This window comes from Inquilinus limosus (genome assembly GCF_002195995.1).
GTDB lineage: Bacteria > Pseudomonadota > Alphaproteobacteria > DSM-16000 > Inquilinaceae > Inquilinus > Inquilinus limosus_C.
The window spans coordinates 36,837-60,853 of record NZ_NHON01000027.1 but is presented as its reverse complement, the minus strand read 5'-3'; the positions used below and the strand labels follow the sequence as shown (position 1 = coordinate 60,853).

Sequence of the window (24,017 nt, the reverse complement as noted above, 5' to 3'; positions counted from 1 at the left end):
GGCTCTTCCCCGCTCAGGTTCCAGGCCGGCGCAGCAGCGAGCGCTGCACCAGCATGGCGATGATGATGATGGCGCCCTGCACCGCGCCGATCAGGTACTCGCTGACCAGGTTGGACAGGGTCATGATGTTGCCCACGACCTCCAGGATCAGGGCGCCGCAGATCGTGCCCCAGATCCGGCCGACGCCGCCGCGCAGCGCCGTGCCGCCGACCACCACGGCGGTGATCGCCTGCAGCTCCCACAACAGGCCGGTGGTCGAGGTGGCGGAGCCGAGGCGCGGCACATAGACCAGCACGGCCACGGCGACGCAGACGCCCTGGATGACATAGGTCAGGGTGCGCACCCGGTCGACGGCGATGCCGGAGTAGCGGGCGACGTCCTCGTTCGACCCGACGGCGCGGACGTGGCGGCCGAAGGCGGTGCGGTACAGCACGAAGGCGCCGAGCGCGCCGACCGCCAGGATCACCAGGATCGGCACCGGCACGCCGAACACGGTGCCGAAATAGACCGGGCGGTACAGCGCCCGCAGGTCCGGCGCCTTCATCGCGATCGATCCGCCCTCGGCCAGCCAGATCAGGAGGCCGCGGAAGATGCCCATGGTGCCGAGGGTGACGATGAAGGGCTCGATCCGCCCGACCGTGGTGATCAGCCCGTTGCCCAGACCGCACAGCGCGCCCAGCACGATGGCGACGGCCATGGCCAGCGCGATCAGGGTGGCGCCGTCGCCCAGCGGCGCGGCGTTCATCAAAAGGATCATGCAGCCGGCGACGAAGCCGGACATCGACCCGACCGAGAGATCGAGCCCGCCCGCGGTGATCACGAAGGTGGCGCCGACCGCGATGATGGCGATGAAGGCGCTGCGCGTCGCCACGTTCAGCAGGTTGTCGGCGCTGAGGAAGTTCGGGTTCAGCAGGGCGCCGACGACGATCAGCACGGCCAGCGCCGCGAAGGGCGCCGCGGCGCGGATGTCGAATTTGAGGCCACGCCCGGCGGGCGTCGTGGAGGTGGTGGTGCTCATGCCTGTCCCACCGACGCTTCCGCCGGTGCCATGGTTTTCACGCCGGTGGCGTAGGTCACGATCTCGTCCTCGGTCATCGCATCGCCGGTGACCTCGCCGACGATGCGGCCGGACCGCATCACCAGGATGCGGTGGCACAGGCCGATCAGTTCCTGCATCTCCGAGGAGATGACGATCACCGACTTGCCCTGCGCCGCCAGCTCGGCGACGAAGCGGTAGATCTGCTGCTTGGTGCCGATGTCGATGCCGCGCGTGGGCTCGTCGATCACCACGATCTCCGGCTCCAGCAGCATCATCTTGCCCAAGAGCAGCTTCTGCTGGTTGCCGCCGGACAGCTGCCCGGCCAGCAGGTCCTTGCGGCGGGTGCGGACATCGAAGGCGGCGATGGCGCGGTCCAGCTCGGCCCATTCCTTCGCCGTGTCGATCACCGGCCCGCGGGTGAAGCGCTTCAGCGCCGCCAGGGTCAGGTTGATGCGCAGGTCCTGGGCCAGCAGCAGGCCTTTGCCCTTGCGGTCCTCGCTGAGATAGACGATGCCGGCCGCCATGCTGTCGCGCACCGTGGCGAAGCGCACCGGCCTGCCGTCGCGGCGGATCTCGCCCTGGCCGCTGCGCAGCCCCAGCACGCCCTCCAGCAGCTCGGTGCGGCCGGCGCCGACCAGACCGGCGAAGCCCAGGATCTCGCCGCGCCTGAGCGTGAAGGACGCATCCTGGGCGTAGCGCGGCACGGTCATGCCGCGGACCTCCAGCACCGGGTCGCCGGCCGGGGCGTCGGTGCGCGGCGGGTACAGGTTGGCCATGTCGCGGCCGACCATCATCCGGGCCATGTCCAGCGGCTCGAGCACCGCCGCGTCATGGGTGCCGACCAGCCTTCCGTCGCGCAGCACGGTCACCCGGTCGGCGATCGCCTTCACCTCCGGCAGCCGGTGCGAGACGTAGAGCACGGCCACGCCCTTGGCCCGGATGTCGTGGATGACCTTGAGCAGCGCATCGGTCTCGTGCGTGGTCAGCGACGCCGTCGGTTCGTCGAAGATCACCACGCTGTGCGGTACCAGCAGCGCCCGGGCGATCTGCACCAGCTGGCGCTGGGCGATCGACAGCTGGGCCACGACGACGGTCGGGTCGATCTCCGCCCCCAGCGACCGCACCGCCTCGGCCGCGCGGGCGTTCATGGCCCGGTCATCCACTGCAAGGCCACGCCGCTTCTCGCGGCCCAGGAACAGGTTCTCGGCGACCGTCAGATGCGGCGCCAGCAGGATCTCCTGATGCACCAGCACGATGCCGTGCCGCTCGGCGTCCACCGGGCCGGCGAAGCGGATCGGGGCGCCGTTCATGCTGATGGTGCCGGCAGTCGGCGCCAGATGGCCGGCCAGGATCTTCATCAGCGTCGACTTGCCGGCGCCGTTCTCGCCGATCACGGCGTGCACCTCGCCGGGCCGGATCTCGAAGCCGATCTCCTGCAGCACGGCCACCGCGCCGAAGGTCTTGCCGAGGCCCTCGACGGCCAGCACCGGGCCGTCCGCAGGGCGAGGGGCGGGGGAGGGGGCGCTCATGGCATGTTGTCCCGGATGAAGATGTCGATCCGGATCCGCTCCTGGTCCGGCACGATCGGCACGCCCTCGCGCAGCGCCAGCAGCACCCTGACGGTGCTGCGCGCCATATGGCCCGCATCCTGGTTGATGACGGCATCGATGGTACCGCGGACCAGGTGGCGGCGGGTGAACTCGGTCAGCTCATGGCCGATGAAGACCACGTCGCGGGCGCGGCCGGTCGCCTCCAGCGCCGCGACCACGCCCTGCTGGCCGCCGCCGACATTGTACAGGCCGACCAGGTCCGGGTTCTCGTCCAAGAGGGTGCGGGCGGCAGCCTCGACCCGGGCGGCGTCGTCGCGCGCCTCGCGCAGCGGCAGCACCTCCAACTGCGGATATTCGCGGGCGATCACCTGCTCGAAGCCGAATTGCCGCTCGATATGGTCGCGCAGCTGCAGCGAGCCGGCGATCAGCCCGACCTTGCCGCGGCGTTGGCCGAGGAAGCGGCCCATCAGGCTGGCGGCAGTGCGGCCGGCGGCATGGTTGTCGAGGCCGACATAGTGACGCCACTTCGCGCTCGGCAGGTCGGAGACCAGCGTCACCACCTGGGTACCGCGGGCAGCCAGGGCGTTCAGCGCCTCCACCACCGCCGGATGGTCCAGCGCCACCACGGCGATGCCGTCGATCTCGGCCGGCAGCGCCTCCAGCGCCTCGGCCAGGGCCTCGCCGTCGAACACGTCGACCAGCAGCACGCCGATCGCCACCCGCTCGGCCTCATAGCGGCGGGCGAGGGCGCGGAACTCCCGCTCCAGATTGTGCATGAAGTCGTTGCTGCCGACCGGCAGGATCGCGGTGAAACGGAAATCGCGCGACCGCGACAGGCGCGAGGCCAGCCGGTCCGGCTCGTAATGCAGCTTTTCGACCGCCGCCTTCACGCGATCGACCATGCGCGCATGGGTGCCGGCACGTCCGTTCAGCACGCGATCGACGGTCGCGACGCTGACGCCGGCTTCCCGCGCGACGTCTTGCAGCGTCGTCCTGGCCACGGAAGCCCCTCCCTGGATTGAAGGGATATCATCAAAATTTGATGAAGGGAAATCAAACCAAGCGAAGAGCCCTGCCGCCGCATCCGTGATGAATCGAACCTGGTCCGAGCAATTTTCCGCTGGATTCCGTCGCCAAGGTCGCGTTCTCCTTCCGCGACTTCATGCCGGCCCGTGACGGCGTCACGGGTCACGATTTTTATGGAGATCATTGGAATGGCGGATTTCACGGGGACCGCGGGCGCCGATTTCTTTCCCGGTACGGCCGATGCCGACACGGTCAGCGGCCTGGGCGGCAACGATACGCTCAGCGGCGCCGGCGGCAATGACACGGTCAGCGGAGACGACGGGGACGACCAGCTGAGCGGAGACGCCGGGGACGATATCCTCAATGGCGGGGCGGACCAGGACACGCTTATCGGTGGGGACGGCAACGACACCCTCAACGGCGATGGCGGCGACGATATCCTCGCCGGCGGCACCGGGGCCGACGCGTTCAACGGCGATGCGGGCAGCGATTTCGTCGACTATTTCAGCTCGCCAGCTGCCGTGACCATTGATCTCGGATCGGGCGGTGCCGGGGTCGGCGGCGATGCCGAGGGCGACACCTATTCGGGTATCGAGAAGCTGAACGGCAGCAATTTCGGCGACCACCTCACGGGCGATGCCGGCAACAACCAGCTCTGGGGCTGGGACGGCGATGACGTCCTGTCGGCCGCCGGGGGCGACGACCTCGTCAATGCCGGCTCGGGCGCGGATCGGCTCGCGGGTGATGACGGCAACGACCAGCTGAACGGGGGGCTCGGCGATGACCGGCTCGACGGCGGCGCCGGGGCCGACCAGCTGGGCGGGCAGGATGGCATCGATACGGTCGACTACACGGCCTCGTCTGCGGGGGTCGCCCTCGACCTTGCTGCCGGCACCGGCAGCGGCGGCGACGCCCAGGGCGACACGCTGGCCGCCATCGAGAACGTGACCGGCTCCGCCCTCGCCGACCGCCTTTCGGGCGACGCCGGCACCAATGTGCTGGATGGCGGCGCAGGCGACGACACGCTTCACGGCGGCGCGGGCGGGGACCAGCTGACCGGCGGCGACGGCTCGGATTTCGCCAATTACCAGGGCTCGGTGACCGGGGTGAACATCAACCTGCTGCTGGGCACGGCCTCGGGTGGCGACGCGACCGGCGACGTGCTGACCAGCATCGAGAACCTGTACGGCTCCAGCTTCGACGACCAGCTGAGCGGCGACAACAGCCGCAACATCTTCGGCGGCGAGCTTGGCAACGACACGCTCCTGGGCTTTGGCGGAGATGACAGCCTCTCCGGCGAGGCAGGGGACGACACCCTCAATGGCGGCGACGGCAACGACCGGCTTGTCGGCGACGACGGCACCGACGTCATCCATGGCAACGCTGACAGCGACTCGATCGATGCCGGCACCGGGAACGACTTCGTCTTCGGCGATGACGGCAACGACACGATCGTCGGCGGCGCCGGCGACGACCAACTCGATGGCGGCGCGGGCAACGACCTGATCGAAGGCGGCGCGGGAGCCGACGCGATCACCGGCGGCGACGGCATCGACACCGCTTCCTACGCCGGTTCCTCCCAGGGCGTGACCATCAACCTGCAGGCCGGCACCGCCTTCGGCGGCGACGCCGAGGGCGACATCCTGGCCGGGGTGGAGCAGGTCTACGGATCGGCCTTCGCCGACAGCCTGACCGGCGATGCCGGCGCCAACACCCTCTGGGGCGGCGCCGGCAACGACACGCTCCAGGGCGGCAACGGCGCCGATGTGCTCAAGGGCGGGGCAGGCGACGACCGGTTCGTCTACACCAGCGTCGGCGAGAGCACCGTGGCCCCGTCCGGCAAGGACGTGATTGCGGATTTCGCGGCCGGCGATCACATCGACCTGTCGGCGATCGACGCGGACGGCAATGCCGAGAACGGCGACACCGCCTTCACCTTCGGCACCGGCGGTTTCACCGGGGCCGGGGCGGAGATCCGGGTGGTGGACTTCGGCGACGGCCGCCAGGGCGTCTATCTCGACGTCAATGGCGACAGGCAGCCGGACTCGATCATCACCGTCTACTCCGACCACGCCCTGACGGCGGCGGATTTCATGCTCTGAGGCCGTGGCCCGCGGCGGTCCCGCCGCCGCGGGCGCCTAGTGCGGCACCTGGCAGCCGTGCAGGAAGATCTCCACCACCTCGGCGATGCGGTGGTCGTTCTCCGCCGCCGTCGGCAGCGGGGCGACGCCGAGCGTGGCGGCACGCAGCGGCTCGGCGATCGCCATCGACACCAGCATCTGGGCCGTGGCCAGGTTGTCCTCGAAGCGCAGCACGCCGTGCCGGCGCTGCGTCTCCAGCCAGGCGGCCAGCGCCTGGGCGTTGCGCACCGGGCCGGCCTGGTAGAAGGCGTGCGCCATCCCCGGGAAGCGCAGTGACTCGGCATAGATCAGCCGGTTCAGCGCCACCGTCTCCTCCGACAGCACCAGCCGCGTCAGCTCCTGCAGGAACTGGCGCAGCGCCTGCTTCGCCGCCGCCGGGTCCGGGCCGGCATCACGGCCGATCGGTGAGCGCAACGCCTCCGACCGCGCGTCGATCACCGCCTCCAGCAGATGCTCCTTGGTGTCGACGAAGCGGTAGATCGTCTTCTTCGACACGCCGGCCGCCTGGGCCACCGCCTCCATGCTGGTGGCGCCGAAGCCCTGCGCCAGGAAGCTGCGGGTCGCCGCCTCCAGGATCAGCCGCCTGGTCTCATCGTCGCTGCGCAGCGGCGGCCGCCCCCGCGGCCGTTTCGGCGTTTCCTGCATGTCTGGCCCCTCGGTCGCGCAGTTGCGCATTTCCCCTCCATCTCCCATCTTTGGGTGGAAACCGTCAAGTTTCCTAAATCGCCACGACGATCCTGCCGCTCCTGGAGACGGCCGGTGCCCCGGGCGGTTTCGGCTTTGGAGGGCAATTGTCATGACCCATCAGGTTCAGCCGGCCCAGCTCCGCACGGCTCCGGCGCCGGAGGCCAGCGAGGCCCCGGCCGCGCCGGCACCGGCGCCGCGCCGCCGCCTCGGCAAGAAGCTTCTGCTGCTGCCGCTGGGCGCCGTCGTCCTGGCCGGCGCCGTGTGGTTCGGCTGGAACTGGTGGACCGTGGGCCGGTTCCAGGAATCGACCGACGACGCCTATGTGAAGGCCGATTCGACCACCATCGCACCGAAGGTCTCGGGCTATATCGGCGAGGTGCTGGTGCAGGACAACCAGGCGGTGACGGCCGGCCAGCCGCTGGCCCGGATCGACGACCGCGACTACGCCGTGGCACTGGACCAGGCCAAGGCCAATGTCCTGTCCGCCCAGGCCGACATCGCCGACGCCGATGCTGCGATCCAGCAGCAGGCCGCGGCGATCGAGCAGGCGCGCGCCACCGTCGGGGTCGACCAGGCGGCGCTGACCTATGCCCAGCAGCAGTTCGACCGCTACACCGCCCTGGCGCGCACCGGCAACGGCAGCGTGCAGAACGCGCAGCAGATGACCGCCAACGTCCAGTCGGCGACGGCGACGCTGCAGCGCGACCAGGCGGCGGTGACCGCGGCCGAGAAGCAGCTCGACGTGCTGCAGGCCCAGAAGGAGAAGGCGAAGGCCGCGCTGGCGGCCGACCAGGCGGCGCAGCGCCAGGCCGAGCTCAACCTCGGCTACACCACCATCACGGCGCCGATGGCCGGCACGGTCGGCAACCGCACCCTGCGGGTGGGCCAGTATGTCCAGGCCGGCACCCAGCTGATGGCCGTGGTGCCGCTGGCCGAGACCTACATCGTCGCCAACTTCAAGGAGACGCAGCTGACCGACGTGCATCCGGGCCAGCCGGTCGACATCGCGGTCGACATGTTCCCGGACGCCGACATCCACGGCCATGTCGACAGCCTGTCGCCGGCCAGCGGCCAGGAATTCGCCCTGCTGCCGCCGGACAACGCCACCGGCAACTTCACCAAGATCGTCCAGCGCATCCCGGTGAAGATCGTGCTGCAGCGCGACGATCCGCTGGCGGGCGAGCTGCGCCCCGGCATGTCGGTGATCGCGACGATCGACACCAAGCAGGATGCCACGAAGCAGGATGCGGCCGCGCATTGAGCGCGGCGGGCCCGGAGGGCCACAGCGATGTCTTCCGCCACCACCACCGCCGGCGCCCCGCCAGCCGAGCGCGCCAGCCTGACCACCTGGATTTCGGTGTTCTCCGGCCTGCTCGGCGCCTTCATGGCGGTGCTGAACATCCAGATCACCAACGCCTCGCTGCCGCAGATCGAAGGCGGCATCGGCACCGGCGTCGACAACGGCGCCTGGATCTCGACCTCCTACCTGATCGGCGAGATCATCGTCATCCCGCTGACCGCCTATCTCAGCCAGGTCTTCTCCTTCCGCCGCTTCCTGCTGGTCAACACCACGCTGTTCCTGGTGTTCTCGGTGGCCTGCGCCTTCGCCGCCAATCTCGGCGAGATGATCCTCTTGCGCGGCATCCAGGGCTTCACCGGCGGCGTGCTGATCCCGATGGCCTTCACCCTGGTGATGACCCGGCTGCCGCTGTCGCAGCGCCCGATGGGCATGGCGCTGTTCGCCATCACCGCCACCTTCGCGCCGGCGATCGGCCCGACCATCGGCGGCTGGCTGACCGACAATTACGGCTGGGAATACATCTTCTACATCAACCTGGTGCCGGGCGCCTTCATGCTGGCTGGGCTGGCCGCGACGCTGGAGCGCGAGCCGATGAAGCTGCACCTGCTGAAGGAGGGCGACTGGTTCGGCATCGCCGCCATGGCGATCGGCCTGGCCTCGCTGCAGACGGTGCTGGAGGAGGGCAACAAGGACGACTGGTTCGGGTCGCCCTTCATCGTCCGGCTGGCTGTGATCGCCGCGGTCTTCCTGACGCTGTTCATCTGGATCGAGCTCAAGGTGGCAAAGCCGGCCGTGGACCTGCGGCTGCTGCTGCGCCGCAACTTCGGCTTCGGCACGCTGGCCAATGTCTTCCTCGGCTTCGCCCTCTATGGCAGCGCCTATCTGCTGCCGCAGTACCTGGCGCAGGTGCAGGGCTATGATTCGCAGCAGATCGGCGAGGTGATGGCCTGGACCGGCCTGCCGCAGCTGCTGATCATCCCAATGGTGCCGATGCTGATGGGGCGGATGGATGCCCGCTGGCTGGTGGCCGGCGGCCTGCTGGTCTTCGCCGCCAGCTGCTTCATGAACATCAACATGTCGCTGGTCTATGGCAGCGATCAGCTGCTGGTGCCGAACATCGTCCGGGCCATGGGGCAGGCGGTGGTGATGGCGCCGCTGTCGGCGATCGCCATGGCCGGCATCGCCCGCCACGAATCCGCCGCCGCCTCGGGCCTGTTCAACATGCTGCGAAACCTCGGCGGCGCCTTCGGCACCGCGCTGCTCGGCACCATCGTGACCAAGCGCGAGCAGTACCACTCGAACATCATCGGCCAGTCGGTCTCGATGTTCCAGGAGGCGACGCGGACCCGCATCGACCAGCTGACCCAGTATTTCCTGTCGAGTGGCGTGTCCGACCCGGCGACGGCCAAGCACCAGGCGATCATCGCCATCGGCAAGACCGTGCGGGCGCAGTCACTGGTGATGGGTTTCAGCGACACCTTCGCCGTGCTGGGCGTGATCCTGCTGGCCTCCGCCGCCTGCGTCTTCATCATGAAGAAGGGTGCCGCTGGCGGCGGGGGCGGGGCGCACTGAGATCGCTTGATAGCGCTACTGGCGTGGCCGTCTGACGGCGGTTTCTGCGCTTCCGGTGCTCACGGGCCAACGCCCGCTGCGCTCCGGTTCTCGAAACCACCGCCAGCCGACTCACGCCAGCGCACTCTCAAGCGATCTCAGATCCCGCTCTTCGGCTTGAGCGGAGATCAGTTCACCATCCTGCGGTACAGGTGCCAGGTGGCGTGGCCGAGCACGGGCATCACCACGATCAGTCCGACGAAGAGCGGGATCGAGCCCAGCACCAGCCCGGCGACGACGATCAGGCCCCAGGCCGCCATCGGCACCGGGTTGGCGGCCACGGCGCGGACCGAGGTCCAGATCGCCGTGTCGGCGCCGACGTCGCGGTCCAGCAGCAGCGGGAAGGACACCACGCCGATCGCCATCGCCGCCACGGCGAAGACCAGGCCGACGCCGCAGCCGACCACGATCAGGGTCCAGCCGGCGGCGGTGCCGAACACCTGGCTGAGGAAGCTGCCGAGCGACGCCGGCGCGTCCGGGCCGAGGGTGTTGTTGTAGATGACGTTCGCCAGGAACATCCACAGCACGAAGATCGCCGCCAGGATGGCGCCGACCGTCAGGATGACGCCGAAGCGGGGCGTGCGCAGCACGCCGAAGGCGGCGCCCCAGCTGGAGGGCTGGCCCATCTCCCGCCGCCGGCTCATCTCATAGAGGCCAATCGCGGCGAAGGGCCCGATCAGGGCGAAGCCCGAGGCCAGCGGGAACAGGAGCGGGATCATGTCCTGCCCGACCATGGCCCGCGCCAGCACCAGCCCGACCACCGGATAGATCAGGCAGAGATACAGCACGTCGGTGCGATAGTGGCCGAAATCCTCGAAGCCCTTGGCCAGGGCCTCGCGCAGGTCGTGCAGGCCGATGCGGTGCACCGCCGGCGCCAGCGTGTTCGGATTTTCCTCGGCGTGGAACACGCTCTGGCCGCCGGTGCGCAGGGCGTGGCCGCCGAATCTGAGCTGGTCCGCTCCCCATTCCAGGGGGTTTCGGATGGTCATGTCCGTTCCTCCCGAACTTCTGTTCGAGGGGGCCCGCGTCGACCGTGGCAGTGCGGCCGGAATGGCCGCCGGTCACGCCGCCGCGACCCGCCATGGACCAAAGTATAACCCGGCTGCGGCATTCCGTCCCCTGTCTTTCTTGCAACGGAAGCGGCAGCCGCAGCGCCCCGAATCGCTCGGGCCTTGAAGGGGCGGGCGGAAAGCCGGAGTATCGGCGCATCGGCAACGCCCGATACAGCCAGCATGCAGCCAGCCAGGAGGAAGCGTGATGATGCGTTCGACCCTGATCGGTACACTCGCGGTGATGGCGCTGACAACCGCGGCCCGGGCCGACGGCGACCCGGCAGCCGGGGAGAAGGTGTTCCAGGTGTGCAAGGCCTGCCATCAGATCGGCGAGACGGCCAAGAACGCCGTGGGGCCGGAGCTGAACGGCCTGTTCGGCCGCCATTCCGGCTCGGCGCCGGGCTACAACTATTCGGACGCCAACAAGAATTCGGGCATCACCTGGGACGAGACGGTGTTCCGTGAATACATCAAGGCGCCGCGGGCCAAGATCCCGGGCACGAAGATGACCTTCATCGGCCTGAAGGACGACCAGAAGATCGACGACCTGATCGCCTTCCTCAAGCAGTTCGACGCCGACGGCAAGAAGAAGTGAGGCGCCGGGCCCGGTTGACCGAGGTCGTTGACAATCGAGCGGGCTGACCCGCATCATCAATTTACAGGCCAAGGCCGGACAAGTCTGTTGCTGCACGGGTCGCCCTCGCGTCGACCATGACGCGGGGACGGCCGGGCCAGACGGAGAAGCCGGCCGGCCTCGACGAGTGCGAAGGCCGCTGTCCATGACGATGTGGCCCAATTTTGGGGGAGACTGCCGCGCCGGGCCGACGGTCCGCGGCGCAGAAGGCTCCCGCGCTGTGCCGCCACATCCGCTTCCCGGCCCCGGACGACCGCTTCCCGGCCTTCGCGTCGATGTCATCGCGCAAGACGGGGGTGACCGCAGATGAAGACCGCGCTCGTCCTGGTGCTGATCGCCGTCGGCTCGGTGGTGTTCCACCTGTTGAGCCCGTGGTGGTGGACCCCGATCGCCTCGAACTGGCACTACATCGACGGCACGATCGAGATCACCTTCTGGATCACCGGCGTGGTGTTCACGGCGATCGTGCTGTTCACCGCCTATTGCGTCTGGCGCTTCCGCCACCGCGAGGGCAACACCGCCGACTACAAGCCGGAGAACAAGCGGCTGGAGGGCTGGCTGACCATCATCACCGGGGTGGGGGTGGCGGCGATGCTGGCGCCCGGCCTGGTCGTCTGGGCCCAGTTCGTCACCGTGCCGAAGGAGGCCACCGAGGTCGAGGTGCTGGGCCAGCAATGGCAATGGGCCTACCGGCTGCCGGGCAAGGACGGCAGGCTCGGGGCCGCCTCGACCCAGGCGGTGACGGCGGACAACCCGTTCGGCATCCACGCCGACGATCCGGCCGGCCTGGACGATGTGCTGATCCAGGGCGGCGAACTGCACCTGCCGATCGACAAGCCGGTGAAGATGCTGCTGCGCTCGGTCGACGTGCTGCACGATTTCTACGTGCCGCAGTTCCGGGCGAAGATGGACATGATCCCGGGCTCGGTCACCTATTACTGGTTCACGCCGACCCGCACCGGCACCTTCGAGGTGCTGTGTGCCGAGCTGTGCGGCACCGGCCATCCCTATATGCGCGGCACCGTCGTGGTCGACGCCCAAGCCGATTACGACGCCTGGCTGCAGCAGCAATCGACCTTCGGCAAGGTCTCGGCGCTGCCGGTGCCGGCCGCGCACGAGGTGGCCGCCGCGAACTGAGTCCGGCCCCGCGAAGGGGAGGGGCCGCGAGGAGGGATATCAGCCGGCCGGGACGATCCCCGTCGATCCCGGCCGCGGAGGAAGCAGGAGGACAGGCCCATGGTCGACGTCATCCGCGAACCCCTCGACCCGGTGCCGCCGGCCGAGGTGCCCGATGTCGAGCTGTACCATCCGAAAAGCTGGCTCACGACCTGGGTGTTCTCGCAGGACGCCAAGGTCATCGCCGTGCAGTATGCCGGCACCGCGCTGGCGATCGGCTTCGTGGCGCTGGTCCTGTCCTGGATGATGCGGCTGCAACTGGCCTTCCCGGACGATTTCTCCTTCATCGACGCCAACGGCTACTACCAGTTCATCACCATGCACGGGATGATCATGGTGATCTACCTGCTGACGGCGCTGTTCCTGGGCGGCTTCGGCAACTACCTGATCCCGCTGATGCTGGGCGCGCGGGACATGGTGTTCCCCTATGTCAACATGCTCAGCTACTGGATCTACCTGCTGGCGGTGCTGGTGCTGGTGGCGGGATTCTTCGCCCCCGGCGGGCCGACGGGGGCCGGCTGGACGCTGTATCCGCCGCAGGCGATCCTGTCCGGCACGCCCGGCGGGCGCGACTGGGGCATCCTGCTGATGCTCGGCTCGCTGATCCTGTTCATCATCGGCTTCACCATGGGCGGGCTGAACTACGTCGTCACCGTGCTGCAGGCGCGGGCACGGGGGATGACGCTGATGCGGATGCCGCTGACGGTGTGGGGCATCTTCACCGCCACGGTCATGGCGCTGCTGGCCTTCCCGGCGCTGTTCGTCGCCTGCGTGATGATGCTGCTCGACCGCCTGCTGGGCACCAGCTTCTTCATGCCGGCTTTGGTCGAGATGGGCGAGCAGCTGAAATACGCCAGCGGCAGCCCGATCCTGTTCCAGCACCTGTTCTGGTTCTTCGGCCACCCGGAAGTCTACATCGTCGCCCTGCCGGCCTTCGGCATCGTCTCCGACCTGATCAGCACCCACGCCCGCAAGAACATCTTCGGCTATCGCATGATGGTGTGGGCGATCGTCGGCATCGGCGCGCTGAGCTTCATCGTCTGGGCGCACCACATGTATGTCAGCGGCATGAATCCGTATTTCGGGTTCTTCTTCGCCACCACGACGCTGATCATCGCCATCCCGACGGCGATCAAGGTCTACAACTGGGTGCTGACGCTGTGGCGCGGCGACATCCACCTGACGCCGCCGATGCTGTTCGCCATCGCCTTCATCGTCACCTTCGTCAATGGCGGGCTGACCGGGCTGTTCCTGGGCAATGTCGTGGTCGACGTGCCGCTGTCCGACACCATGTTCGTGGTCGCCCATTTCCACATGGTGATGGGGGTGGCGCCGATCTTCGTGGTGTTCGGCGCGATCTACCACTGGTACCCGAAGATCACCGGCCGGATGCTCGGCGACACGATGGGCAAGATCCATTTCTGGGTCAGCTTCGTCGGCGCCTACGCGATCTTCTTCCCGATGCATTATCTCGGGCTGATCGGCGTGCCGCGGCGCTATTTCGAGCTCGGCGAGACCGCCTTCGTGCCGCCCTCGGCCCATGACCTCAACATCTTCATCACCGCCGCGGCGCTGACCGTCGGCGCGGCCCAGCTGCTGTTCCTGTTCAACCTGATCTGGAGCCTGCGGCACGGCCGCGACGCCGGCGGCAATCCGTGGCGGGCGACGACGCTGGAATGGCAGACGCCGACCACCCCGCCGCCACACGGCAATTGGGGGCGCGAGCTGCCGGTGGTCTATCGCTGGGCCTATGACTACAACGTGCCGGGCGCGGCGCAGGATTTCCTGCCGCAGAACATGCCCGGCGCCGTGCACCACGGCTGAGGGCGCCGGCGATGGTCATCGTCACCGTCTTCATGCTGGTGCTCGGCGGGCTGGCCCTGTGGTGGCTGGCCCGGCAGGGGCTGATGGAGAAGCCGTGGCTGCAGGAGAGCACGGTCGGCAACGTGCCGCCGACCGGCGCCTCGCGGCGGCCGACCGCGATGATCGGGCTGGGCGTGTTCCTGACCGTCGCCGGCGCGCTGTTCGCCCTGCTGGTCAGCGCCTATTCGATGCGCATGGCGATGCCGGACTGGCGGGCGCTGCCGGTGCCGACGCTGCTGTGGATCAACACCGCGGCCCTGGCCGCGGCCAGCGTCGGACTGCAATGCGCCCAGGCGGCGGCGCAGCGCGGCGACCCGGCCGACACCCGCACCGGCCTGCTGGCCGGCGGCGCCGCGTCTCTGGTGTTCGTCGTCGGGCAGCTCCTGGCCTGGCAGCAGCTGCATCTCTTGGGCTATTTCCTGGCCACCAACCCGGCCAATTCCTTCTTCTACCTGGTCACCGCGGTGCATGGCGCGCATGTGCTGGGCGGCCTGGTGGCCCTGGGCCGCACCGGCGCCCGGGCCTGGCGCGGCGACCCGTCCGATGTCGAATCGGGGCGGCTGCGCCTGAGCGTCCAGCTATGCGCGCTGTACTGGCATTTCCTGCTGCTGGTCTGGCTGATCCTGCTCGCCCTGCTGACCGGCTGGGCGGACCGCTTCGCCGAGATCTGCAGCCGGATGCTGAGCTAGGGGAGGCAAGCCGATGGCCGAAACCCATATCGCCGGATCCGTCGCCCGCGCCGAGGGCTGGCGCGGCATCTCGGAAGACTGGTCGTCCGACCAGCGCGCCTTCAAGAGCGCGTCCTGGGGCAAGGCGATGATGTGGATCTTCCTGCTCAGCGACACCTTCGTGTTCGGCTGCTTCCTCCTGTCCTACATGACGGTGCGGATGTCGACGACCCAGCCCTGGCCGAACCCGAGCGAGGTGTTCGGCCTGACCGTCGGCGGGGAGTCTGTCCCGCTGCTCCTGATCGCGATCATGACTTTCGTGCTGATCAGCAGCAGCGGCACCATGGCGATGGCGGTGAATTGCGGCTATCGCCGCGACCGGGTGAAGACGGCGGTGCTGATGCTGGTGACCGCGGCCCTCGGCGCCACCTTCGTCGGCATGCAGGCCTTCGAATGGACCAAGCTGATCCATGAGGGTGTGCGGCCCTGGGGCAACCCCTGGGGGGCGCCGCAATTCGGGTCGGCCTTCTTCATGATCACCGGCTTCCACGGCACCCACGTCACGATCGGGGTGATCTTCCTGATCATCATGGCCCGCAAGGTGCTGCGCGGCGATTTCGAGACCGGTCGGCGCGGCTTCTTCACCAGCCGTCGGGGCAACTACGAGATCGTCGAGATCACCGGCCTGTACTGGCATTTCGTCGATCTGGTCTGGGTGTTCATCTTCGCGCTGTTCTATCTGTGGTGAGGGACGGGGCCATGGCACACGCCACCGCACATATCGACGAAGGGCACGGGTCGTCGCAGCCCGTCGTCCATGCCCAGGGGCAGCAGCACCCGATCAGGCTGTACCTGGTGGTCTGGGGCTGGCTGTTCGTGCTCAGCGCCTGCTCCTACCTGGTCGACTACTTCGCCCTGCAGGGGCTGCTGCGCTGGGGGCTGATTCTGCTGTTCATGATGCTGAAGGCGGGGCTGATCGTCGCCGTGTTCATGCATATGAAGTGGGAGCGGCTGGCCCTGGTCTACGCCATCATCCTGCCGCCCGCGGCGCTGCTGGTCTTCGTCGCCATCATGGTGGCGGAGTCCGACTACACCCTGCTGACCCGGGTGCTGTTCCTGGGCGGGCAGTAGGGCGGGGGCTGCACCAAACACACTCCTTCGATCGGTGAGACCGGTCGTGGCTTTGCGAGAAAATTGCCTCTCCCGCTTGCGGGAGAGGTCGGAGACGCGAAGCGGCTCCGGGTGAGGGGATAGCGGCCTCGCCGTAAGCACAGCTTTGCCACGGGCAAGCGCATGGCCCGCCCGGTCCTGCAGGGGTGATCCCGGCGTTGCGGCCGAGCCGCCCTCACCCGGTCTCGCTACGCGAGCCCGACCTCTCCCGCAAGCGGGAGAGGCAATCGGACAGCACCCGACAGATGATTGAAGCCGATAGGGTTCAAATCACCCCCTGATCACCCCGTCGGCGATCTCGCGGATCAGCTCCGGCAGCACCTCGAAGGCATACGGCCGATAGATGCGCTCCAGCGGCGTGTGATAGTCGCGGCCCCAGGGACCGGCATTGACGATCGGGATCTGCGCCAGGGCCGGGCCGTCGGGCCAGGGCAGGCCGGCGCCCCAGGCCGGGGTGTCGGCGGCGATGGCGGCGACCGAGCCCTCGTCGCCGGTGCCGAGGAAGCTCATGTCGGAGATGCCGGGGAACCAGGGCTCGATCCCGATCGTGGTGCCGTGGCGCGCCGCCACCTTGGCCGCGGCCGCGCGCGTCGCCCGCTCCAGCCGCTGGCCCGCCTCGTCCGCGCCGAGCGACACCGGCAGGTAGGGCATCGAGGCCAGGCCCAGCACCACCGCCGGGCCGCTGCGGCCGCTCAGGCGCCACAGCGCCTCGGTGATCCGCCGGCACTGCTCGGGCAGGTCGAGGCCGGCCTCTGCTGCCTCGGCCGCCACCGCGGCCAGGGCTGCCTCGGCTTCGGGCGAGCGCGCCAGCACCTCGCGCCGCAGTTCGGCGAAGCGCAGCACCGGCACGTCCGGCACATCGGCCCCGCCGCGCTGCCGCAGCTGCGCCGCGACGCCGGCCACCGCGTCCTCGAGCAGGCGCGCCACCGGGCCCATCACATCCTCCGGCCCGCGCCGGTAGCGCGCGGTGTTCCAGAACATCCAGACGGTGCCGGGGGTGGTGACGTCGTAGCCGGCCTTGCCGTCCTTCATGCCCAGCAGCGTCGCCGGGGTGCCGGAGGCGTTGCCCAGGCTCTCGGTCAGCTCCGGCGCCCATTCCAGCGCGGCGGCGATGGCGCCGGCCAGGGCAGCGGCGCCGACCCCGCGGATGGTATCGGCGACATGGGTGGCGCGGCCGACCACCAGGGCGCTCGGCAGCAGCTTGCCGACGCTGCCCAGCGCCACCGACCGGCCGAAGCGGCCATCGCCGGTGTCGCCCAGGCAGTCGAGGTTGATCGCGGCGTCGAGGGTCAGGCCCAGCCGCTCGGCCAAGCCGGGCAGGGCGCGGCCGGCGCTGCGGGCGCCGGCGGAGTTCACCTCCTCATCCGGCACGGCGAGGAACAGCAGGTTGCCCTCGCGCTCCGGCTCCGCGGCCGTCGCCTCCAGCACCGCCAGGCCGGCGGCGAGGCCGCCCTTCATGTCGAGCAGGCCGCGCCCGGGCAGGAAGTCCGGCCCCGACAGGTCGGCCAGGGCCAGCTGCTCCGCCTCGCTGCGGGCGTCGCGCCGCAGCCGGGCCAGCAGCGCCTCCTTCAGCGGCTCCGGATCGGTCGCCAGCGGCTGCAGGTCGCCGTAATCGGCTGTGGTCACCGTGTCGAAATGGCCGGTCAGCACCACGGTGCGGCGGCCGCGGCCGCGCAGCAGGGCGGCGACGCTGGCGCGGCCCAGCCGATCGCCCGCCGGGATGGTCCAGACATCGTCCGGCCGGTCGCGGAAGGCCGGGCTGGCGCGCAGCAGGCCGCACAGCGTGTCGGCATAGGCCACCTCGTCCGGCGTGCCGGTGACGCTGGGGATGCGGGTGAGGACGATCGCCCAGTGCTCGGCGCGGGCGGCGAGGTCGGTCATGGTCGGGGCGGCCCGTCTCAGCTCTTGCCGGCGAAGGCGTTGAAGGTGATCAGGGTCATCGTGTCCCTGATATGCGGCAGGGCGTGGATGCGGCTGTTGACGAAGCGGCCGACATCCATGTCCTCCGGCAGGTAGCATTTGATCATCAGGTCGAACTGGCCGGAGATCGAGTAGATCTCCGACACCTCCTCGATCTCGTCCACCGCATGCTCGGCCGTGTCGTAGGCGCGGCCCAGCTCGCATTTCACCATGATGAAGATCGGACGCATCCGACGGCCTCCGTGACTCGGGTTCGCGCCGATCCTAGCCCGGCGGGCGCGGCAGGTCATGCGGGGGATGGTTGTCGGGCCTGGGGAAGCGATTGTCCTTGCAATGCAATCGTGACATAGTTTCGGTAAATATCGTGCATCTCGTGCTCATGTAGGACTGGACTGGTTTTACATGGCTTTCCCAGAAAATTGATGGATGCCCGATTAGGATGATAACAATTTGCCTCTATTGGGTCAGAAAAGCCCGCGCAAGATGCGATTCCGATTGTTCGAGTTTTGCATAATAGGTTATGGCTTTCTTCGAAATTGGCCAGCCGGTATAAGGGGAGCGCTGTCGTGGCGACTGTCAGTTATTCCTGGGACAATGTTGTTTCCACCTTCACCCTAAATGATTTCGAAGGCGGCAATCAGCAGGATGTCGCCATCACCGCCACTGCCGGCGGGCTCGGCTATATGGGAACCTGGAGCTACGGGGCCGACTATGTCGAGGGCCGTTATGTCGGCGCCGACGGCACGCCGACCGGCGGTTCGATCCTGGTCAACAAGACGACGGCAGGCGACCAGTATGATTCCAGCGCCGCCACATTGAGCAACGGCAACACGGTCGTCAGCTTCACCGACCAGAGCACCGGCGCCGACGCGGTCCGGTTCCGCATCATCGGCGACGGCATCGTGTACCGGGACTTCGCGTTGCCGGTCACCGACCAGCCCCAGCGCGAATCCGACGTGACCGCACTCGGCTCCGGCGGCTTCGCGGTCGCCTTCACCCGCGACTGGGGCGGCGGCAACACCGACGTCCAGATCCAGCGTTACACTGCGGACGGAACCCTGAATGGCGGGGGGATCCAGGTCGACACCTCGGCCACGCTGGCCACCGATCACGCATCGGTCGCCGGGCTCGCCTCCGGCGGCATGGTCGTGGCCTGGGAGCAATCGGCCGCCGCCGGCGGCGACCACTCGGTGTGGTTCCAGCTCTATGATTCCGCGGGCGCCGCGGTGGGCGGCCATCATTCGATCGACAGCACGGGCACGATCAACCAGGACATCCAGGTCGCCGCCCTGCAGGATGGCGGCTTCGTCGTCGCCTATACCGACAATGGCTGGGGGATCGACGGCACCGAGATCACGACGCGGGTCTACAACGCGGACGGGACGGCGCGCAGCGGCCTGATCCGGGTCAATTCCGGCACCGCGGGCGACCAAAGTCACGCGGCGATCACCGTCCTGTCCAACGGCTACTTCGTGGTCGGGTGGAGTGACGCGGATCACTTCTACTATCAGGCCTATGATTCGAACGGCACCGCCCTTGGCACCAATCACGACGCCAGCACCTTCATCGTTGAAGGTGAGATCGCCGGCATGGCCGATGGCCTCCTGGCCGTCGTCAGCGAGAGCACATTCGGCGACTCCAGCGGCACCGCGGTCCGCAGCTGGGTGGACGCGTTGGTCCGGACGACGGTCGGAACATCGGCGAACGAGACCCTGGACGGCGATTCCCTGCGCGACGTCATGAACGGTGCCGGCGGCAACGACGTGCTTCGCGGCGGCGGCGGGGCGGATGCGTTGGATGGCGGTGCCGGCATCGACTCCGCCAGCTACTACACCGGCTCGGTGGGGGTCACGGTCGATCTTGCAGCTGGGACCGGCAGCGGTGGCGATGCGGCCGGCGACACCCTGAGCAACATCGAGAATGTCAGCGGCAGCCAGGGCAACGATGTCCTCGCCGGCAATGCCGGCGCCAACGTGCTGCAGGGCTGGAGCGGCAGCGATGTGCTTCGGGGCGGCGCCGGAGCCGACACGCTCGATGGCGGCGCCGGGGCCGATACCGCCAGCTACTACGTCAGCTCGATCGGGGTCACGGTCGATCTCGCCGCCGGCACCGGCAGCGGCGGCGATGCCGCGGGCGACCGGCTCATCAGCATCGAGAACATCAGCGGCAGCCAGGGCAGTGACGTGCTTTCCGGCAATGCCGGCGCCAATGTGCTGCAGGGCTGGAGCGGCGACGACGTGCTGCGCGGTGGCGCCGGAGCCGACAGTCTCGACGGCGGCGCCGGCGTTGATACCGTGAGCTACTACACCAGCTCGACTGGGGTTGCCGTCAACCTGGTGAGCGGCGCCGGCAGCGGCGGCGATGCCCAGGGCGACACGCTGGTCTCCATCGAGAATGTGTCCGGCAGTCAAGGAAATGACAGCCTGGTCGGGAACAGCGGGGCCAATGTCCTGCAAGGCTGGAACGGCAACGATGTCCTCACTGGAGGCGGCGGCAAGGACACGCTCACCGGCGGGGCCGGCGCCGACCGTTTCGTCTACGGCTCGATACTGCAGAGCCCTGTCGGGGCGGGGGCGGATCGGATCACCGATTTCAGCCACGCCCAGGGCGACAGGATCGACCTCTCCGCCATTGACGCCAACACCGGAGTGGCCGGCGACCAGGGCTTCAGCTTCATCGGCACCGCGCTGTTCACCGGGAGCGCCGGTCAGCTGCGTTATGCGACAAGCGGTGGGGTCACCACCATCGCCGGGGATGTCGACGGCGATAAGGTCTCGGACTTCCACATCCAGCTGACCGGCACCATCGCGCTCGTCGCCGCCGATTTCGTGCTCTGAGGCCCGTTCAGCCGCCCGGCGTCGGGCCGCGCACGGTGCGGCGCCAGACCAGCGGCGCGGGGATGGTCAGCCGCAGTGGCGCGGCGCCCTCCGCCGCGTCCAGCGCGGCCATCACCGCGTCGCCCGTGGCCTCGACCGACTGGTCGAAGGTGGTCAGGTCATAGGCCGACCAGCCGGCCTGCTCGGTGTTGTCGAAGCCGATGACGCAGAGGTCCTCGGGCACGCGCAGCCCCAGGTCGTGGCGCGCGGCGTCGAGGAAGCCGAAGGCGACCAGGTCGTTGATGCAGAAGGCAGCGTCCGGCCGGTCCGGCCGCAGCAGCAGGTCATGCGCCGCGGCCCGGCCGGAGGCATAGACGGTGCGGCCGCCGCGCCAGACCGCCGGCTCGATCCCCTCCGCCCGGGCGGCGGCCAGGAAGCCGGCCTCGCGCGCCAGCAGGGCCGGCGTACCCTGGGCCGAGGTCACCAGGCATGGCCGCCGGCAGCTGGCGTGGCGGAACGCGGCCACCGCCACCTGGCCGGGCAGGGCGCCGTCGATGGCGATGTTGTCCGGGCCCTCGATCCGGTCGTCGCGGTTGATCAGCACCACCCGCTGCCCGGCGGCGATGCACAGCCGGGTGATCTCCTCCGACGGGGTGCCGGACAGCACGATGGTGGCGTCGGCGCGATAGTTCAGGATCTGCCGCAGCGCCGCCTGGGCGTCGGCGTCGCCGCGGCCGCTGGTGCCGATCAGCATGGCGACGCGGCCGCTGTGCTGCAGACGCTCGGTCAGCTCGCCGACCATCCGCGACCGCAGCGGCGTCTCCAGGTCCGAGGCGACGATGCAGACGATGTTGCTGGAGCGCCGGGTCAGCCCCCGGGCCAGGTGGTTGACGTGATAGCCCAGCGCCTGCGCCGCCTCCAGCACCCGCTGCCGGGTCTCGGGCGAGACGCTGGCGCCGGGGGTGAAGGTGCGCGAGACGGCGGAGCGGGAGACACCGGCCCGGTCGGCCACCTGCTGGGCGCTGGCGAAGCTGCGGCGACGCGTCACGAAGGATCCTGGATGGGGCGCCCGTCCGGGCGCGACAGAAGGCTGATTTTATGCACGGCCGTGCAGATGACAAGCACTAGGGCTGGGCCGGCAATGCTACCTGGGGCCTAGACGTGGTTGACAGTCCAGCCGTTTCGTGTCGAGCTTGCACAGCCGTGCAAATAGTCCGGCACGGGGCGCGGACGGTGGCAACCTGGTCGCGTCCTGAACAGCCCGGGACCACGGTGTGACGGAAGGAACATCCTGCTGCCGCGATTGCGGCGCAGGATCCCGCAAGGGCCGTTGGAGGCGGTTCCCGGAGGGAAGCGGAAGGGATCGATACGATGGGGCATCATCAGACCACGCTTGGCGGGGACCGGCTTCAGGCCCTGGCGGAAGAGCTGCGGGAGCGCCGGTCGCGCATGCAGTTCAGCCCGCGCACGGCCAAGCTGCTCGACAGCGGCGTGCCGAAGATGGCGCAGAAGCTGGTCGAGGAAGCGGCCGAGGTGGCGATCGACGCCGTCCAGGGCGAGCGGCAGGCCGTGATCGAGGAGGCCGCCGACCTGATGTTCAACCTGACCGTGCTGCTGACCGAGCTCGAGATCCGCCCCTGCGAGGTGTGGGAGGAGATGGACCGCCGCCAGAAGCTGTACGGCCTCGCCGAGAAGCTGCCGAAGGACAAGTGAGCCGGATCGGGCCTCGGGGTTCCCGCCGCCCCTTTCGCCAGCAACACAAAAGGGCTGCCCGGAGACCGGGCAGCCCTTCTGAGACGAGGACCATCAATTAGAGCGTGAAGTCGCTCGCGGTCAGGTGGATCGCGCCGAGGAGGCGGATCTGCGCGTCGGCCGTGCCGTCGCCATTGGCGTCGACGTAAACGGCGGTCTGGGTCACGCTCACCAGGATGCGAACCTCGCCGGCATGATGGGTGAAGTCACCCGTGCCGATGAAGGTGCCGCTGCCATGCGTGATGCCCGACAGGTCGATCTTGTCGCCCTGGCTCTGCGAGAAGTCGTTGATCCGGTCCGGCACCTTGGCGGTGGAATCCGCGACGGAAGCGAAGACGAAGGTGTCCGCGCCGAGCCCGCCGTTCAGGATGTCGGCGCCGCCTCCACCGTTCAGCACGTCGTCGCCATGCCAACCCTGGATGTAGTTGGAGCCCGCATCGCCGGTCAGGTTGTCGTCAAAGGCGCTGCCGACGAGATTCTCGATGCTGGTGAAGATGTCGCCGGCAGCGTCCCCCGTGTTCAGCATGTCGTTGCCGAGGTTCACGGTCACGCCGGCGAGCGCGTTGTCGTAGAGGGCGGTGTCGAAGCCGGCGCCGCCGAACAGGGCATCGGCCCCGCCGCCGCCGATCAGCTGATCGTTTCCGTCGCCGCCGTCGAGCAGATCGGCCCCACCCAGGCCGGACAGGCGGTTGGCGCTGCCGTCACCGGTCAGGCCGTCGTCGAACTCGCTGCCGCGCAGCCATTCGATATTGGACAGGGTGTCGCCCGCGGCATCACCGCCGCTGGCGGCATGGGTCGCCAGGTTCACCGTCACCCCGGCGCTGGAGAAAATATAGTCCGCCATGTCCTGCGTGCCGGCGCCGCCGTCCAGCACATCGGCGCCGCCATTGCCGGCGAGGTTGTCGTTGCCGGCGCCGCCGGTCAGGGTGTTGTTGTCGGAGTTGCCGCCCAGATAGTCGTCGAAGCTGGACCCCGAGAGGTTGGTGATGCCGATCAGCTGGTCGCCCTCGGCCTCCCCGCCGCGGCCGATGGTGACGCCGGTCAGCCCGATATTCACCCCCAGGATGCTGAGGGTCAGGTTGCTGGTGCTGCCCAGATTGACGAAGACGGCTGAGGTTGCGGTCGAATAATCCGCGGTGTCATCGCCGGAGAGGGCGATGCTGCCGATCCCGCCGGTGAGTGAAAGAACGCCGCCGATCAGGATATCGGCGCCGGCCCCGCCATTGAGGACGTCATTGCCGGTGTAGCCGATCAGCGTGTCGTCGCCGCCCAACCCTTCGAACGTGTCGTTGCCGAGCGCCTCGACCGGTCCCAGAAGGCCTGTCGGGAGGGCATCGTCGCCTGCAGTTCCGGTGAAATCCGCCATCTTCGCTCTCCATAATAAACTTGAAATTTATACAAATTTGAACTGCATGGCCGGAGTTTTTCAACAATTAAGTGTATGCGAGTTAAAATTCGATTTTATTTTATTCGTGATCTTAATAATAAATCTGTGAGTCAATGAATAATTTCTACTATCTGTTTTAATGTATCCAGCAATAGAAATTTTATGTGCCACAAAGGGTGATTTCCGACCTTCTGGTGGCGGAGCGTACCTCAGCCGGCTCCGGAG

20 protein-coding genes are annotated in these 24,017 nt (G+C 68.4%); 11 read left to right on the top strand and 9 right to left on the bottom strand.

The features are described from left to right. Positions 1–13: 13 nt before the first annotated feature. Genes BWR60_RS15835 through BWR60_RS15825 form a run of 3 tightly spaced genes read right to left on the bottom strand, consistent with a single transcriptional unit; the run spans position 14 to position 3,590 of the window. Entirely contained in the window at positions 14–1,018 is a 1,005-nt protein-coding gene (locus BWR60_RS15835; protein WP_088151987.1) for an ABC transporter permease, read from the bottom strand. Further along, the gene (locus BWR60_RS15830) at positions 1,015–2,568 is read right to left on the bottom strand and encodes a sugar ABC transporter ATP-binding protein (RefSeq protein WP_088151986.1); all 1,554 of its coding nucleotides are present in this window, start codon (positions 2,566–2,568) and stop codon (positions 1,015–1,017) included. Before BWR60_RS15830 ends, BWR60_RS15835 begins: the two co-directional genes overlap by 4 nt. Then, complete coding sequence (locus tag BWR60_RS15825; RefSeq protein ID WP_088151985.1) at positions 2,565–3,590, bottom strand: LacI family DNA-binding transcriptional regulator; 1,026 nt, start codon at positions 3,588–3,590, stop codon at positions 2,565–2,567. The genes BWR60_RS15830 and BWR60_RS15825 overlap by 4 nt, the downstream gene beginning before the upstream one ends. Before the next feature lie 213 nt (positions 3,591–3,803). On the opposite strand from BWR60_RS15825, the gene BWR60_RS15815 reads away from it, so the two are divergent. After that, complete coding sequence (locus BWR60_RS15815; protein WP_179221789.1) at positions 3,804–5,717, top strand: calcium-binding protein; 1,914 nt, start codon at positions 3,804–3,806, stop codon at positions 5,715–5,717. A gap of 36 nt (positions 5,718–5,753) precedes the next feature. Here the strand turns inward: BWR60_RS15815 and BWR60_RS15810 are convergent, their stop codons facing one another. Then, positions 5,754–6,401 carry a TetR/AcrR family transcriptional regulator gene (locus tag BWR60_RS15810; protein WP_179221788.1) on the bottom strand — a complete coding sequence of 216 codons (648 nt, stop codon included), beginning with the start codon at positions 6,399–6,401 and terminating at the stop codon, positions 5,754–5,756. A 151-nt stretch (positions 6,402–6,552) separates the two neighbouring features. Here BWR60_RS15810 and BWR60_RS15805 point away from each other — a divergent pair, with 151 nt between their 5' ends. Together BWR60_RS15805 and BWR60_RS15800 are read left to right on the top strand one after the other, a co-directional pair. After that, complete coding sequence (locus BWR60_RS15805) at positions 6,553–7,704, top strand: HlyD family secretion protein (RefSeq protein WP_088151982.1); 1,152 nt, start codon at positions 6,553–6,555, stop codon at positions 7,702–7,704. A gap of 27 nt (positions 7,705–7,731) precedes the next feature. Next, the gene (locus BWR60_RS15800; protein ID WP_088151981.1) at positions 7,732–9,315 is read left to right on the top strand and encodes a DHA2 family efflux MFS transporter permease subunit; all 1,584 of its coding nucleotides are present in this window, start codon (positions 7,732–7,734) and stop codon (positions 9,313–9,315) included. A gap of 167 nt (positions 9,316–9,482) precedes the next feature. Here BWR60_RS15800 and BWR60_RS15795 read toward each other — a convergent pair whose 3' ends face one another. Further along, positions 9,483–10,343 (bottom strand): DUF2189 domain-containing protein, encoded by an 861-nt coding sequence (locus BWR60_RS15795; protein ID WP_088151980.1) that lies wholly within the window; start codon positions 10,341–10,343, stop codon positions 9,483–9,485. A gap of 268 nt (positions 10,344–10,611) precedes the next feature. Between BWR60_RS15795 and BWR60_RS15790 the strand changes: the two genes are divergently transcribed. The 6 genes from BWR60_RS15790 (at position 10,612) to BWR60_RS15765 (ending at position 15,878) form a co-directional block, all read left to right on the top strand. Next, complete coding sequence (locus BWR60_RS15790; RefSeq protein WP_088151979.1) at positions 10,612–11,001, top strand: c-type cytochrome; 390 nt, start codon at positions 10,612–10,614, stop codon at positions 10,999–11,001. 345 nt (positions 11,002–11,346) lie between these two features. Next, positions 11,347–12,177, top strand: coding sequence for a cytochrome c oxidase subunit II (locus BWR60_RS15785; protein WP_088151978.1), 831 nt, complete (start codon positions 11,347–11,349; stop codon positions 12,175–12,177). A 99-nt stretch (positions 12,178–12,276) separates the two neighbouring features. Further along, positions 12,277–14,040 (top strand): cytochrome c oxidase subunit I, encoded by a 1,764-nt coding sequence (locus BWR60_RS15780; RefSeq protein ID WP_088151977.1) that lies wholly within the window; start codon positions 12,277–12,279, stop codon positions 14,038–14,040. 11 nt (positions 14,041–14,051) lie between these two features. Next, the gene (locus BWR60_RS15775) at positions 14,052–14,768 is read left to right on the top strand and encodes a cytochrome c oxidase subunit 3 (protein ID WP_088151976.1); all 717 of its coding nucleotides are present in this window, start codon (positions 14,052–14,054) and stop codon (positions 14,766–14,768) included. Between the two features lie 13 nt (positions 14,769–14,781). Continuing rightward, on the top strand, positions 14,782–15,495 hold the full coding sequence (locus BWR60_RS15770; protein WP_088151975.1) for a heme-copper oxidase subunit III family protein: 714 nt from the start codon (positions 14,782–14,784) through the stop codon (positions 15,493–15,495). Positions 15,496–15,506: 11 nt separating this feature from the next. Further along, positions 15,507–15,878, top strand: coding sequence for a cytochrome C oxidase subunit IV family protein (locus tag BWR60_RS15765; protein WP_088151974.1), 372 nt, complete (start codon positions 15,507–15,509; stop codon positions 15,876–15,878). Positions 15,879–16,187: 309 nt separating this feature from the next. Here the strand turns inward: BWR60_RS15765 and BWR60_RS15760 are convergent, their stop codons facing one another. Together BWR60_RS15760 and BWR60_RS15755 are read right to left on the bottom strand one after the other, a co-directional pair. Continuing rightward, positions 16,188–17,798: a M20/M25/M40 family metallo-hydrolase gene (locus tag BWR60_RS15760; protein ID WP_088151973.1), complete on the bottom strand. Its 1,611-nt coding sequence runs from the start codon at positions 17,796–17,798 to the stop codon at positions 16,188–16,190. Between the two features lie 17 nt (positions 17,799–17,815). After that, positions 17,816–18,067 carry an Lrp/AsnC ligand binding domain-containing protein gene (locus tag BWR60_RS15755; RefSeq protein WP_034844747.1) on the bottom strand — a complete coding sequence of 84 codons (252 nt, stop codon included), beginning with the start codon at positions 18,065–18,067 and terminating at the stop codon, positions 17,816–17,818. A 336-nt stretch (positions 18,068–18,403) separates the two neighbouring features. On the opposite strand from BWR60_RS15755, the gene BWR60_RS38685 reads away from it, so the two are divergent. Next, positions 18,404–20,674: a calcium-binding protein gene (locus tag BWR60_RS38685; RefSeq protein WP_088151972.1), complete on the top strand. Its 2,271-nt coding sequence runs from the start codon at positions 18,404–18,406 to the stop codon at positions 20,672–20,674. Between the two features lie 7 nt (positions 20,675–20,681). On the opposite strand, the gene BWR60_RS15745 is transcribed toward BWR60_RS38685, so the two are convergent. Continuing rightward, positions 20,682–21,701 (bottom strand): LacI family DNA-binding transcriptional regulator, encoded by a 1,020-nt coding sequence (locus BWR60_RS15745; RefSeq protein WP_088151971.1) that lies wholly within the window; start codon positions 21,699–21,701, stop codon positions 20,682–20,684. A 323-nt stretch (positions 21,702–22,024) separates the two neighbouring features. Between BWR60_RS15745 and hisE the strand changes: the two genes are divergently transcribed. After that, a complete protein-coding gene (gene hisE, locus BWR60_RS15740) occupies positions 22,025–22,366 on the top strand; it encodes a phosphoribosyl-ATP diphosphatase (protein WP_088151970.1) in 342 nt (113 codons plus the stop codon). A 97-nt stretch (positions 22,367–22,463) separates the two neighbouring features. Here the strand turns inward: hisE and BWR60_RS15735 are convergent, their stop codons facing one another. After that, positions 22,464–23,771, bottom strand: a complete 1,308-nt coding sequence (locus BWR60_RS15735; protein ID WP_088151969.1) for a calcium-binding protein — start codon at positions 23,769–23,771, stop codon at positions 22,464–22,466. Between the last annotated feature and the right edge of the window lie 246 nt (positions 23,772–24,017).